General features: G+C 38.5%; 10 protein-coding genes. 2 read left to right on the top strand and 8 right to left on the bottom strand.

The window, feature by feature from the left end; all coding sequences use genetic code 11:
* Nucleotides 1–155: 155 nt before the first annotated feature.
* The 4 genes from IM793_RS02410 to IM793_RS02395 all read right to left on the bottom strand — a co-directional run bounded on the left by IM793_RS02410 (nt 156) and on the right by IM793_RS02395 (nt 6,158).
* A complete protein-coding gene (locus tag IM793_RS02410) occupies nt 156–2,414 on the bottom strand; it encodes a GH92 family glycosyl hydrolase (protein WP_193419558.1) in 2,259 nt (752 codons plus the stop codon).
* Nucleotides 2,415–2,713: 299 nt separating this feature from the next.
* On the bottom strand, nt 2,714–4,039 hold the full coding sequence (locus IM793_RS02405) for an alpha-L-fucosidase (protein ID WP_193419557.1): 1,326 nt from the start codon (nt 4,037–4,039) through the stop codon (nt 2,714–2,716).
* Between the two features lie 26 nt (nt 4,040–4,065).
* Complete coding sequence (locus IM793_RS02400; protein WP_193419556.1) at nt 4,066–5,757, bottom strand: S41 family peptidase; 1,692 nt, start codon at nt 5,755–5,757, stop codon at nt 4,066–4,068.
* 185 nt (nt 5,758–5,942) lie between these two features.
* Nucleotides 5,943–6,158 carry a hypothetical protein gene (locus tag IM793_RS02395; RefSeq protein ID WP_010599278.1) on the bottom strand — a complete coding sequence of 72 codons (216 nt, stop codon included), beginning with the start codon at nt 6,156–6,158 and terminating at the stop codon, nt 5,943–5,945.
* Nucleotides 6,159–6,419: 261 nt separating this feature from the next.
* On the opposite strand from IM793_RS02395, the gene IM793_RS02390 reads away from it, so the two are divergent.
* Nucleotides 6,420–7,022: a porin family protein gene (locus IM793_RS02390; protein ID WP_121285188.1), complete on the top strand. Its 603-nt coding sequence runs from the start codon at nt 6,420–6,422 to the stop codon at nt 7,020–7,022.
* 84 nt (nt 7,023–7,106) lie between these two features.
* On the opposite strand, the gene IM793_RS02385 is transcribed toward IM793_RS02390, so the two are convergent.
* Genes IM793_RS02385 through IM793_RS02375 form a run of 3 tightly spaced genes read right to left on the bottom strand, consistent with a single transcriptional unit; the run spans nt 7,107 to nt 12,573 of the window.
* Nucleotides 7,107–7,901, bottom strand: coding sequence for a DUF4397 domain-containing protein (locus tag IM793_RS02385; protein ID WP_193419555.1), 795 nt, complete (start codon nt 7,899–7,901; stop codon nt 7,107–7,109).
* 23 nt (nt 7,902–7,924) lie between these two features.
* The gene (locus tag IM793_RS02380) at nt 7,925–9,481 is read right to left on the bottom strand and encodes a SusD/RagB family nutrient-binding outer membrane lipoprotein (protein ID WP_193419554.1); all 1,557 of its coding nucleotides are present in this window, start codon (nt 9,479–9,481) and stop codon (nt 7,925–7,927) included.
* Between the two features lie 11 nt (nt 9,482–9,492).
* Nucleotides 9,493–12,573 (bottom strand): SusC/RagA family TonB-linked outer membrane protein, encoded by a 3,081-nt coding sequence (locus tag IM793_RS02375; RefSeq protein ID WP_193419553.1) that lies wholly within the window; start codon nt 12,571–12,573, stop codon nt 9,493–9,495.
* A gap of 220 nt (nt 12,574–12,793) precedes the next feature.
* On the opposite strand from IM793_RS02375, the gene IM793_RS02370 reads away from it, so the two are divergent.
* On the top strand, nt 12,794–13,540 hold the full coding sequence (locus IM793_RS02370; RefSeq protein ID WP_121285193.1) for a DeoR/GlpR family DNA-binding transcription regulator: 747 nt from the start codon (nt 12,794–12,796) through the stop codon (nt 13,538–13,540).
* A gap of 37 nt (nt 13,541–13,577) precedes the next feature.
* Here the strand turns inward: IM793_RS02370 and IM793_RS02365 are convergent, their stop codons facing one another.
* On the bottom strand, nt 13,578–14,873 hold the full coding sequence (locus IM793_RS02365; protein WP_193419552.1) for a RagB/SusD family nutrient uptake outer membrane protein: 1,296 nt from the start codon (nt 14,871–14,873) through the stop codon (nt 13,578–13,580).
* Nucleotides 14,874–14,883 lie beyond the last annotated feature (10 nt).

The raw sequence follows: 14,883 nt of genomic DNA, 5'->3' as shown, positions 1-14,883 counted from the left end.
TTAATTTTTAATGACGATGTATTATAAATATAGAATTGTCATCCTGAGCTTGTCGAAGGACCTTCCACAACACCGTGTGAGGCGTTTCGACAGGCTCAACGTGACAAATTCCAGATAAATCAGGTTTAAAATATAACCTCACTCTTTATCTAGAATTATTTTCCGGATATCGGCCTGTCTTCAGGTTTTACGCCCCAGGTTGCCGATGGTGTATTGCCCATATAAATCTCCATCTTTCCACCAGCAACAATAGTTTTATGAAGAATATACGATTTACTGTAGGGCTTTCCGTTCAGTACAATTTTCTGAATGTATTTGTTCTCTGCGCTATTACCTATAACCTTTATATTGAATTTTTTATTCCCAGGCAGCGCAATAACCGCATCATTGATTAAGGGTGTTCCGAAAACATAAGCCCCGTTTGCCGGATTTACAGGATAAAAACCCATTGCCGTAAAAATATACCAGGCGCTCATTTGCCCCACGTCTTCATTGCCGCACAAACCATCAGGCTTAGCGGAATAGAAATCTTTGTCGATTTTACGGATCAGATCGGCTGTTTTCCATGGCTGACCTGCATAAGTATATAAATAAGTAATGTGGTGGTTGGGCTCATTCCCCTGTGCGTAATTACCAATCAATCCACTAATATCCGGCGAACCGTTGGTTCCCAAATCTAAAGGTAAGGTAAATAGCGAATCAAGTTTATTGGTAAAGGCTTTATCTCCTCCAAAAAGGCTGATCAAACCTTCTACATCTTGTGGTACCAACCAGGTATATTGCCAGGCATTTCCTTCTACATAATCGTCTTCACGGTGTTTGGATGAAAAAGGATTGAAAGGACTTCTCCAGTTTCCGTTGGCCAGTTTACCCCGCATAAACTGAACGCTTGGATCGAAATATAAACTGTACAGTTTCGATCTTTTACTAAAATAAGTGTAATCTGCTGTTTTGTTCAATGCCTTAGCCATTTGTGCAATGCAATAGTCGTCAATAGCATATTCTAAAGCCTTACCTACTGACTCGTTTATTTTATCAGCTGGAATGTGTTTAAGCTCCTGAATGTATTCTATACCATCTGTTTTTTGCATCGCAGATTGTTTTATCGCTTCGTAGGCCAGGTTTACATCAAAGCCACGGTATCCTTTTAAATAGGCATCAACAATAACCGGCACAGCATGGTAACCTACCATGGTATTGGTTTCGCTTCCCATTAAATGCCAAACAGGAAGTTTTCCCTGCTGTTTATAGATGGACAACATCGTATTTACTACATCGTTTACTTTATCCTGATGAAGGATAGTGAAAAGCGGATTTGCTGCACGATAAGTATCCCAAAGGGAAAAAGTTGTTAAATTGTTAAAATCGGCATTTTTGTAAACTTTTTTATCGGTTCCCAAATAATCTTTATTTACATCGTTAAATAGTGATGGCGCCACCATGGTATGAAACAAGGCAGTATAAAATATTTTTTTAGTTGTATTTGATGCTTCAATTTTAACCTTCGATAGTTCTTTCTCCCATTTTGCATCGGCGCTTTTAACGATTGAAGCAAAATCCCAGCCTGGCAATTCTGTTTTCAGGTTTAAAATGGCATTTTCGATACTTACAGGAGATAAAGCAACTTTAATCTGCAGTTTATCATTATTAATGGCATTAAAGCTAACCGATGCCTTAAGTTTTTTACCAGATAACGTTTTACCACTTTTAACTACTGTGCTATCGTAAAGCGCAAGACTTTTAATTGGTTGCGAAAGTTTGATTACAAAATACAAACGTTGATCGTCCGCCCAGCCCTTCGAATTACGATGCCCTACCAGGGTCGTAGCATCTAACTGTTTAAACGAAGCAGATACAGGTGCATCCCAACCAATGCCTTCAATTAAATCGATAATAATATGGGGATTTTCAGCACCTTTTTTAAAAGTATATTGGTGAAAGCCTACTCGTTCGGTTGCCGTTAGCTCCGCCTTAATTTGGTATTTATCAAGCAATACACTGTAGTAACCGGCTTTAGCCACTTCATTTTGATGAGAAAATTTAGAAAGATAACCTTGCTGGTCGTCGGCTGTTTTGCCCTTTTCTAAAATGAGTTTACCCGTTGAAGGCATAATCGAAATATCGCCTAAATCGCCAATACCTGTCCCGCTTAAATGCGTATGCGCGAAACCAGTAATGGTATTACTGCTATAATTGTAGCCACTGCACCAATCCCAGCCTTCAAAAATATTATTCGGCCCAAGTTGTACTGCACCAAACGGAACATTGGCACCAACGAAAACGTGCCCGTGTTTTGCCGATCCAATTATTGGGTCAACATATTGGGTTAATTTTGTTTTTTGTTGTGCAAAGATACTATTGGTAAAGAGAGAGGCTGTTAGAAGTAGAATAGACGAGGTTTTCCTGAACTGCATGTGTATTTATAATTTCCTACGGATAGATTTAAAAATCTAAAAGTAAAACGTTTTACGTTATTTCTTGTAAAAAGGATAAATAATTGTGCTAAAATTAAGTAAAAGATAGGAATACACCATTTCCAGATATATAGTGCGCATGCGCGAATTGTATTTTCAATTGTCTTGTACTACGTCTTGGTCAACATCTTTATATCCTGAAATAAATCCGATAGCTGTCGGATCAGGATAACGACCGTTTATATAAATTTGAAAGATCCTTCACTGCGTTCAGGATGACAGCATATATAAACGCCCTGTTACCCAATCTCCAAAACAATTACCTGATCGGGTTCTGCGTTATTTAAAGTCGTGTTAATGCTTAGTTTTGATTTTTTAAAGGTATAGTTTACGGGGCTTTTATCTTTTAGCAAATAGGCTTTTTTGATTTTCTTTACCGGAACGTTTTCTAAATCAAGCGTTGTCGTTTTTCCATCAACCAGGTGGATATAAACTTTGTTGTCGCTTTGCGTAATACTTCCCCAGGCCTGTGGCTTAATAAATCCTGCTTTAGTACCGTAAATGCTTTCGCCATAAATTTTAAGCCAGTCGCCTAAGCCGGCTAATCGATCTTGAAACTCCGGCTGAATTTTACCACTCGGCATCGGACCAATGTTCAGTAAAAGATTGGAACCCAAACTTGCTGCTTTAACCAACATATGAACCAGTTCTTTATTTGATTTGTAATAGGTATCGCTCAAATTATATCCCCACGAATTTGAAATGGTTTCACAGGTCTCGAGCGGTAATTGATCTGATGCCTTTTGAAAACTTAAACCTGATTTATTCTCTCCGGGAAGATCGCGTTCGAACATCTGAAAATCTTCTCCCGCAAAGGGTGTGAGGTGGTGGTTATTCCCAATCATACACTGTGGCTGAAGTTTGTGAATTAAACCATAAATCTCATTGTACTTCCAATCAATTCGTGATGTTCTGTCTTTCGATCCTTCTGGTTCAGTCTGATCCCAATGCCCATCAAACCAGATTCCGCCAATTTCACCATAATTAGTCAACAACTCGGTTAACTGGTTTTTCATAAACTGCAAATAACTTGCATAATCGCCTTTGCCGGTCCTGCCTGAGTTCTGCCCTGTCCGTCCGGTCTCATGCGGATAATCTTCCCTGCGCCAATCTAAAAGTGAGTAATACAGGTATAGTTTTATGCCTTGCTTGTGGCACTCATCGGCCATCATTTTTACGATATCTTTTTTATAGGGCGTATTCATGATGTTGAAATCAGAATATTTAGTATCCCACATACTAAAGCCATCATGATGCCTGGTGATCAGTGTAATATACTTCATTCCGGCATTCTTCGCCATGCTCACCCATTGTTCTGCATTAAACTCAACCGGGTTAAAAAAATCTTTAAGATTGGTGTAATTGTGAACAGTCAACTTTCGTTCGTTCATTACCCACTCGCCACTTCCTGGTATGCTAAAAGGCCCCCAGTGGATAAATAAGCCAAACCGGGCATCGTTAAACCATGCTCTTTGTTTTAAATTAGAGGCTGTAGGTGTATAATCCTGCGCTTTTAACTGTAATGCGATTAATAGCACAAGGCATATTAAGGTTAATTTCTTCATGAATAGCGGTATCGTTTGGTTAGGTTTTAGTCTATTGATGCAGTGGCTTTGGTTGGTTTTCCAATTACCTTATAGTTTCCATCGCCTTTTAAAATGGCTAAAATCTGCGTTTGATTGGCAAAGAGGTTTTTAGCGGCAGCCAATTCTTTATCGTATTGAAAACTCTGCTCAATTCTTCCTTTTTCGTAAAAATAACGGCTCACAATCTGTGTCTCTAAAACTCTTTTAATTTCTGCTTTATGACTAACCAGATCGGTTTTTTTAGAAGAGGTGAGTTTATATTTTAGGTTCTCGAGATCGGTTTTTACTTCTGCCGATTTATTTTCCTTTTCGGCTTCAACCCGTAAATCGGAAAGCAATCTTTCAGTACGGCTTTGGTAAGCCAAATCCTTATCAGCAAGGCTGCCAGAAAATGCAGCATAATCTGCATCAGATAACTGGAAAGTTTTGGCTGAAGTTAAACTTGGTTTTTCTTTCCTGTATTGATTTGCATAGTTAAAGAAAAGGTTTTTATTAAGCATTGAAATGGTAATCGGGCTTAATTTGGCTGCATCAACCACAATATCTGGATAAACACCATTACCACTGTACACGTTTCTTCCTGCTTTGGTCTGGTACATGACCATGGTAGAATCGGCAAAACGTTCGGCAATACCATCCGCATTTTTATGTGCATAATCTAATTTTTGGATACACCTGCCCGATGGCGTGTAATATTTAGCCACGGTTACTTTAACCAGGCTGTTATAAGGCAGATTGAAAGTTTGCTGAACCAAACCTTTACCGTAGCTACGCTGTCCGATTACAATGGCACGATCTAAATCCTGCAGTGAACCAGCAACAATTTCGGAGGCTGAAGCCGAATTTCCATTTACAAGCACCACCAACGGAACCGATGTAGAAACTGGCGCTAAAAGTGTTTTATAGGCAATGGTTTTCTCTAAATTTTTGCCTTTTTGAGTGACAATAAGCTGATCTTTATTTACAAAGAGGTTCACAATTTTCACCGCTTCCTGCAAAATACCTCCACCGTTGTTTCTCAAATCTAAAACTACACCTTTGGGATTTTCTTTTTGAATAGCCAAAAGGGCATCTTTAACTTCCTGACCGGAATTTTCAAGGAATTTATCAAGTTTGATATAACCGATTCCATCGCCAACCATTCCAGAATAAGAAACGTTAGGCTGTTTTATTTCATCACGGACAAGTTTTTTAGTAATCTCTTTTCCATCTCTAACCACCAACAAATCAACCGGTGTTCCTTTAGGCCCACGCAACAACTGACTAATCTCCTGGCGATCTTTGCCCTTTACCGCAATTCCGTTGATACTTACCACCTGATCTCCTGCCTTAATCTCACTTTTATTTGCCGGGTAACCTTCACTCACATCGTTAATAAACAGTTTCCCATCGATAAAAACAGTGCTGGCACCAATACCTCCGTACTGAGTGCTTACATATTTTAATTTGTAATCTTCAATTTCCGATTCGGGAACATACTCCGTATACGGATCCAAACTATCCAACATAGCATCAATACCTGTTTTCATCAACTGAGTGGCATTGGTATCATCTACATAGTTGATATTGATTTCTTTATAGAGTGAGGCAAAAATATCCAGGTTTTTAGAAACCAGAAATAAATCTTCTTTAAATGAAAAAGATAAAGCAGCCAGCCCGAAACCTGCTGCTAAAAGACCATATTTTAGTTTTTTCATTCCCCTGTTTATTTTAATTCCAATAGCAGATCAATAGATTATTACCTGTTTGAAAGATTATTTAATAATTCTGTACAAACGTAAATGTACAAAAAGCAATAAATATTAAAAACAGCTTATTTGGACCAGGCGTAAATTAAGCGTTACGCTAAAAAGAAGCAGAAATTGGCCTTTTAAGAGAGAAACTAAAGTCTGTTGCCTTTGGTATCGGCAAGTGCTTTCTGAATTGTAAATTCGATATAGGTACGGTCACGTTTCACCAAACGCATTAAATCTTCAACCAATTGATCTTCTTTGCCAGGCGTAAATTCTAAAGGCTCATTCGCCAGATCGCGGTATTTCCTTAAAAACTTAGTTTTTACTTTAAATGCAGTTTCAGAAGTCAGTTGAAAATTAGCCATGGCATATTTTATTTGATGCAAAAGTAAAAAATATTTGCTCAGGTTAATACTTTTTATGTGATGTGACAAAAAAAGTAGACATTCGCGGATTCTTTTTGCACGATAATTGTGTTAAAACTGCGTTATAAAACTCAGCCGGGTATGAAAGCCCATAAGATGTAAATTTTAAAATTGAAACCAGAACCTGCAAAAACACCACAAAAACGGCATTTGCAGCGATTTATGGAATCACTGAACTTAAAAAAAAGCAAATTAAACAACATGAAAAAGATTATCTTCTCCATTGTTTTCCTAACCCTGGGTTGGGCAACATCACAGGCACAAACCTTTAACCTGGGAGTAAAAGCCGGTGTTAACTTAGCTAAAATTAATGCAGATTTTGCAAGTGAAGAAAACCGTTTAGGGTATCAGATCGGTGCATGGGCACGTATTGGTGGCGCTAGCTTTTATGTACAGCCAGAGGCTTACATTGGTAGCAAAGGGAACAAATTCATCAGTATTCAGCAAAACAACGGTAATGAAGTGGCTGCCGAAGGAAAAGTAAAATTTACCACTTTAGATGTTCCTGTGTTGTTGGGAACAAAATTTGGCGCTAAAAATTTAAACTTCCGTGTAATGGCCGGCCCGGTAATTTCATTTATTCTGGATGAAAATTCGTCATTTAGCTCAGCTTATCAGCAAGCAACAGATTTCGACAATTACAAAAACCAGGCATTGGGCTTACAGGCTGGCGCAGGTGTAGATGTAGGTAATATCTCAGTTGATTTACGTTATGAAGCTGGTTTATCAAACATCAGTAAAAGTGAAAAATATAGCCAGAAACCTAATTTATTTCAATTGAGTTTAGGGTTTAAGATTTTGTAAACAGCAAAAAAATGCTATAAAGCAAATTTAAGACATAAAAAAAGCCATCAGAAAATAGATGGCTTTTTTTATAAAATTTTCTTCCTAATAAAAAGTAGTGTAAAATGTAACTGCGAGCGGATAAGTAGTATTGCCCGCCACCCCTCGTATATAAATGGTGTAAGCCCTGCCTTTGGTTAATGTAAATGTTGAACCTGATGCAATTAGCGGAGTACCTGTTCCTGCAATGTTAACAAATAGTTTTGGAGTAGGTGCTGTACCAGGACCTAAATTTGGTATTTCCGTCCATGATGTAGCTGTTCCATAAGCTACATTTGAAATTATCTTGGTTCCCGCAACGGCATCTTTAACCAAATCCAGATTGGGGCTGCCATTATACAGGTTAACCATGCGTACAAAGATTTTAGACGTATCTAGTGTAGGCCTGCTATCTTCAACCATTAAAGATGATGGAATTTTTTTACTTGTTGCTGTGTATTGACCTGTTGTATAAATGGTATAATACTTTCCTGCCTCCGGTGTGATCGTTGTATTAAAAACCTCCAAATTAGGATCAGGAACAACTGTTGGGATAATTTTAGCAGTTAAATTATGTGAGCCAGGACTTGTAACGGCATAACCTAGATCAGGAAACAGGCCATTATATGCATAACCTGCGTTTTCTACACCTAAACTGGATAGTGATGACGAAAACTTAGTACCATCCATATAGAAAGTAAGCGCAGGACTACCTGGTGTAAGGTTCAGAATTTTTAGGTATGAATATTTGGGATCTGCCGGACTTATTTTTTCATAAGCTGTATTTTCTACAAGATCGCCTTTTTTACAAGCGGAGAATAATCCAATACTAACCGCAATAAAATATAATACTTTTTTCATTTTTCTTTTTGATAATGGTGAAATTACGGTTGAGAGAACCACATTTTATAGGTGTGATAATCATTTTTGTCAGCTCCTATTTTCTTCAGCGCTTCAACATTCCATAAGTACTCAGAGTTGTAGCGTGGACGATACCGTTGTGCTGGTTTGCCTCCGTTATCGGTAAAGAAACTGGCCGGAAACCTGTACACGTTTAAGTAAGGATTATTCCCTGCAGCATCTCCAACATTATAGTTATATTTTCTTAAATCGCACCATGTTTCTACAAATCCGTAGCCATAGAGCGCTAAGTATTTCTGTAACATGATATCTTTTAAAGTTAAGGCGGCGGCCGTTTGCTTAACGGAAGTACTTGCCAAATAAGTTGCTTTTTCTGCAGGGGTTATGGCTGTTCCCAAAGCGCTTACAAAATCAATACTCGAGCTTATGCCATTTAGATAAGCGGTATAAGCTAAACCTAAATCGCCCTTTCTAAATGCAGCTTCTGCCTTAATAAATTGCAGTTCGCTATACGTCATGATCGGAAAACCAGCATTATCTTTAAATAAATATTTTCCTTGATTTGGTCCAGGGTTAGCACCTCCAACTACTCCCCAAACGTTTGGAATCTGGTTTTTATTTACTACAGTTCCGCCATCTAAAGTAAATGGTGCCGTACCTCTGAAAATAAGATCTGGTGATGCTGTTAACATGTTATTGCGACGGGGATCGATAACCAGAGGCGTGTTGGCAACGGCAAAAGTAGTACCATCAAGCAAGGCAACCATTATTGCCGTTTGACGATAAGCACCCATATTTGCTCTTAACGGCCCAAAGAAATTGCCATTTGCAGCAGTAGTTCCTGTGTTGGGAACAATAAAATCATCAGCATTACCGGCTAAAGATTTATCAACATATTCGATCACTTTTGCCGGATCATAAATTGCTTTGTTAACCAGATTATTTGCATTTCTAGCTAGAATACCATAGTTAAACTTTATCCATTTGGCATTGTCACCAGCATAAATCAAATCAGCAGGCCCAAACTTAACTACCGTACCTGCACCATCTGTTCTGGTAAAATTGGATATTGATTGATTCGCCAGCCTTACTACTTCGGCATAAACCTCTGGTTGTGTATCGTAATCATAAACGTATCGATTAACATCAAAGGCTTGTTTTAAAATAATATCACCGTGATAATCGGTTGTAGTTTGCCAACTCCAGGCTTTCAAGGCCTGCGCCATTCCTACATAATTCCATTCCTGTTTTGCCTCAGAATCTTCAATAATCAAGTTCAAGTTTGCACCTAAACCAAAATAATTGGTTCTCCATATTTCGCCCATGGCATCGCTACCGGCAATCCAGCCATGTTGCTCACCAACATTTACGGCTCCTCCAAAATATTGGATAAGTCCACCTAAATATCTCGAATCGAACTGAACACCCCGCTCCATCTGAGCGAACAACGGCGGTGTTAATGTTTTGCTAGAAACTTCTTGCGGGGTAGCCGGATCTGTATTCACATCCAGATACTTTTTACACCCTGAAGTAGTTATTATTGACGCAAAAACTGATAATAATAAATATATCTTTTTCATCTCTTTAATCTTTAAAAACCAATTTTCACACCTAAATTATAACCCCTTGGCAAGCCTACAGAACCAAAATCAATACCTGTTCCTCCTAAACCACCAGATGCAGCACTTAATCCGTTAACCGATGGATCTACTCCTTTGTAATTGGTAATCAACAGCAAATCAGTACCGGTTGCAAAAACACTGGCGCTTTTAATTACCCTGCTTTTTTCGAAAATGGTTTTTGGGAGGTTATAACTTAAAGTAATATCTTTCAGCCTGATCCAATTGATATCTTTTTCTAAGAAATCGGCTGTATTGTAGAGTGTTGAATAATACGTAGTTGTGATATATGGAATAACCACAACATTGTTCTTGGTTGGGTTAGCCGAATTCTCAAGTCCATCGCGCATTACACCTGCTATAATACGGGGCACTTCACGATCGGTACTTAATTTAGATAGACCTCTGGCATATAAATATAATTCTGTCGCATTATAAATATCTCCACCCTTACGCAGATCAAGCAAAAAAGAAAGATTAAAGTTTTTATAGGTAAAGCTGTTGGATAACCCAATCATAATATCTGGCGCACGGTCGCCCATTTGAGTAAAATTAGCATCCTTAATCGGCATTCCGCTTGCCGGATTGATTAGAAGCTGGCCGTCTTTATTCCTTAAGTAATCTATACCGGCAAAAGCAGATATTGATGTACCAACGGCATATTGTGCCCTAACGTTATCAAAAAGCCAACTGTCTGACACATAAAACACATCCTGATTTGCAGGTAATGATAATATTTTACCTCTTGATCTTGATGCATTAGCCGAAATATCCCAGCTAAAGTTCTGCGTTTTAACCGGAGTACCTTTTATCAACAGCTCAAATCCATGAACCCTTATTTTACCGCTGTTAATGTACTGTAACACTGCACCTGATGCATAACTTAAACGGGGTGCGGTAATTTGTTTATCAGAAAGGTTATGATAATAAGAGAAATCGAATGATAACCTGTTATTAAAGAAACCCAGTTCCATACCAATTTCTTTAGCGGTTGTAAATTCTGCCTCAAGATTTGGATTGCCCATATTTACATCTAATGCATACCCCCCGCCAGTTGTTTGTTGAGCAATAAGTTTGTTATCAGTAACATATGCTACCCTGGCATCTTTACCTGATTGCCCCCATGAGCCTCTTAATTTACCATAAGATAACCATCCCAAATCTTTTACTGCCTGCAAATTAGAAAACACAAAACTTAATGATGTTGCAGGATAAAAGAAGGTGTTATTTTTTTGTGGTAAGGTTGACGATAAATCCTGACGACCAGATAAGGTTAGGTACAGATAATTATCATATCCTAGCTCGGCATTAGCAAAGAAACCAACTTTACGTTTTAGCTCATTTGTATAAGCAACCCTTTGCGTAGTGGGATCGATGTTATTCATGCTAAAAAAATTTGGTTGATAAAAACGCGTACCAAACTGGGCGTTAACCTGGTAAGAATCGTCTTTGATCTCTGTACCCACTCTAATTACAGGTTTAAACTTTCCAAAATCTTTTTTTGCGGTGGCTACAAAGTTGGCTGTAACCAATCTTTCATTTGCATTGTAGGTATTTAAGCCTCCACCAGCGTTGGTGGTTTGAGCTTTATTGGCCTCATACGATTGAACATCATAGGCAGATAATCCGGTTTGAGAAAAAATATCTGCCCCGGCAGTTCCCTGCATACTTAACCAATTAGTTGGCGTATAGGTAAAACCGATATTGCCTAACACACGGTTCATTTTATCGTAGTTTGGATTTCTTTCTACTCCCCAGTAAGGATTATCCAGCTCGCCACTCAAGCTTCCCGTAATGGTTCTTCTTTCGCCAAGTGGTGTTAAATAATTCCGCATATCATCTGTTAATGGCCAAGATAATGCACTTAACATTGGGCTACTTACTCCTTTATAGGTTTTATCTGTTCTGGATGAGATCAGATTTAGTGAAGCATTCATGCTTATTTTATCACTAATTTTAGAAGTCGCGTTTATTTTACCATTAATTGTATTGTACGCTGTACCCGGAATAATCCCTTTTTGATCAGTATAACTTACTGTTGTTCTGACCGAAAGTTTTTCACTTCCGCCTTCAATGGTTGCATTATGTTTTTGCGTAAACCCTGTTTTGTAAAAATTGCCAATGTTATCATAGATTGTTTTATTTGCCGGATACTTTGCACCAAAGAAAGTACGGGTTCTTTGTTCCTCATCGAAAACCCCTCCTGCGCCACCACCATAAGTGGTTTGCACTTCAGGATAACGGTAAGTATTTTCTAAACGAAAAGAATTGCTGTACGATACACGTGCGGTACCTGCTTTTGCTCTTTTTGTGGTGATTACCACAGCACCCGAAGCTCCGTCAGTTCCATATAAAGCTGAAGCTTCAGGCCCTTTCAAAATGGTTAGTGATTCTATTTCTTCCGGATTAATATCCATGGCTCTATTACCGTAGTCGTTCTGACGGTTAAAGGTTCCCTGGCCTACTAAATTATACTCGCTGAAAGTACGGTTAGAAATAGGCAGTCCATCTACCACGAAAAGTGGCTGGTTATCACCATCAAGAGAGATCCCTCCACGGATGATCATTGTTGCAGATGCACCAGGGGTACCCATTGTAGGGGTAATTGTAGCTCCGGCAACCCTTCCCTGCAAGGCATTTAAAAAGTTGTCACGCTGTGTATCAGCAATATCTGCCCCCTTTAATGTTTGTGCAGAATAGCCTAAAGCATCTTTTGATCTTTTGATACCAAAAGCTGTAACCACTACTTCGTTCAGATTACCAGCATCAGGCGAAAGATTAACATTAATAGAAGAGTTTGAACCAACTGATCTTTCGAAAGTTTTATAACCAATGTAAGAAAAGGTAAGCACATCTGTTTTTAATGCTTTAATAGAGTAGTTTCCATCAGCGTTAGTTTGTGCAACTGTAGTGCTTCCTTTTACTCTAATGGAAACACCGGGTATAGGTCCATCAGTTGATGTAACCTTACCGGTAATGGTTATTTGTTGTGCAATGGCATGAGCCAGCAACAAAAACGTACCAATAAAAATTAGTAGTAGTTTTTTTTTCATAAACTGCCTGTTTAGTTAAGGATAAGATTGTTTAGTTGTTGTTAGTTAATTACTAAAACACGCACAATAACGCATTTTATACTAATATCACAATTGTTTTAGAATAAAAAACTATTTAGCAAGGAGTAACAAAAATTTTATCGCAACAACACGCACAAACACGCAATATTAAAAATCTAAAAATCTTTTATACATTCGCTTAAAACCAGACACCAACTTTATGCTGAAAAAAGAACGCCACGACTTCATTATGCGCCAGATCAATTTACATAACCGCGTATTAACTTCTGATCTGGTTCAATTGCTCAATGTTTCGGAAGATACCATTAGACGGGACCTACAGGAACTTGTTGATGAAAACCTGCTTTACAAGGTCCATGGAGGCGCTTTATCTAAATCATACCACAGTTCTTTTGATGACAGTACAGTTTATGCGCGTGATAGTAAAATTGCCATCGGCAAAAAAGCCGTTCAGCTGATAAAGGATGGCATGGTGGTGTTAACAGGTGGCGGAACCACAATTTTAGAGTTTGTAAAGCTGCTTCCACAGGGTTTATCTGCAACTTTTTTCACTATTAGTCCGCTGGTTGCGGTAGAACTGGCCAAGTACAATAACATCGAAGTGATTTTGATTGGTGGTTTGTTTTCTAAAAATTCGCAGGTTACTTATGGCGGACAGGTAATTACGCAATTATCGGAAATAAAGGCCGATTTATGCCTGATGGGAACGAGTGCCATTCATCCGGACGAAGGTCTAACAGATACTTACTGGGAAATTAACCAGCTAAAAAAGGCCATGCTGGCCTGTGCAAAAAAAACAGCTGTGCTTTGCATCTCTGAGAAATTGGATATTGCTTTAAGATTGAGAGTTTGCCCGATAGAAAGCATTAGTTATTTGATAACTGAATTAGATTTAGATCATGAATCGCTTTCGCGTTATGTAGAAAAGCAATTGAATATTTTATAAAAAGAGTTCCGACGAAAATCGGAACTCTTTCGTTTTGCTAAAAAGTTGGATCAGCAGGGGTATTCGTATTATTATCTCTTTCCTGGAAAGGATAAGGAAAGAAATTCCGTTTACGATCGGCTAAAGGCTGATTGAACCTTCGCATATCCTCTATCTTCAATCCGGAAGCATACAGTTCGATTGAACGGTGTTTGTAAATAAGATCAAGCAATTGCTGCTGTGTGTAAGGGCCAACTAGTGGCGGCAATGCTGCGGTCACACCGAAAAGATCTGAAGCTTTGGTTACTACCCTGTTCAACTCAATTAATGAATTGGTTAGGTCTGGCTGCCTCGCCAGTGCTTCAGCCTTTATTAAAATCATCTCTCCAGGTAAGTATATCGGAAAAGGGCTTGCTGTTGCTGCTGCAAAACCATTCATACGTAAAGTTGGGGTTGCCCCCGCCATTACGGTATAAAAAGCTATTCTTTTATCTGCAGCATCCGGAGTGTTCGCACCGGTAAGTCCTAGATTTGCGTTTAATGGCTGAAATACATTATTTGAAGAAATGATGCTAAATAGAATATTCGGTGAGGTAGTATCAAACTTGAAAAATGATGCCTTAGTTAAATCAACAGCATTTGCTTCTGTTAATGCCAGTGGATAATTTCCTGAAAATAGTGCATATCTGGCCTTGAGTGCATGAATTGTATTTATAATATTCACATCAGAAGGAATATTACCTAAAAAGCTGGCAGAAATTGAATTTGCAGCAATAACAGTTAAAGCATTATCCAAAACAGCAATTGCTTTTGTAAAACCAGCAGAACGGGTAATAAAAGTTACGTTTTTTCCTGTTCCATCTGGAATTTTTTCCCAGTATTGCGCCATATTTCCAATTGCCAAGGCCTTGAATATGCTAGAATAGGCAATTAATCCCGCTGCATAACCTTTGTCACCCAAATTACCGGCATTAGCAATCACTAAATCTGCATCGTAAATAATCTTGTTAGCACTTGTCCAAAGATTAAATAAAATTGTATTTGTTCCATCAACGGTACTGCCACCGGTACTTAACTGTAACTCAGGAATATTTCCTGAATTGAGTAACCGCAGCTCGTTGGTTACAAAACCATTTGCTGCAACAGAGTTGAACATTACACCTGTACGGGTTAAAGTATAAACCCGCTGTAAACCTATTGCCACTGCAGTTAACCCTTGCTGGGTGCCCAAAGCCACATCTGTTTTAGCTCTGGATGGATCCTGATATTCTTTCGTACATGAGGAAAAGCACAATGTTAACGAAAGGGCTAAACAGGTTATATTTGCCGGAATATTATTTTTTAAAATTTTCATAAACTTTCCT

The sequence above is a fragment of the Pedobacter sp. MR2016-19 genome, assembly GCF_014947265.1.
Lineage (GTDB): Bacteria > Bacteroidota > Bacteroidia > Sphingobacteriales > Sphingobacteriaceae > Pedobacter.
The sequence above is the reverse complement of the archived record's forward strand: the minus strand, read 5'-3'. Positions and strand labels throughout refer to the sequence as shown.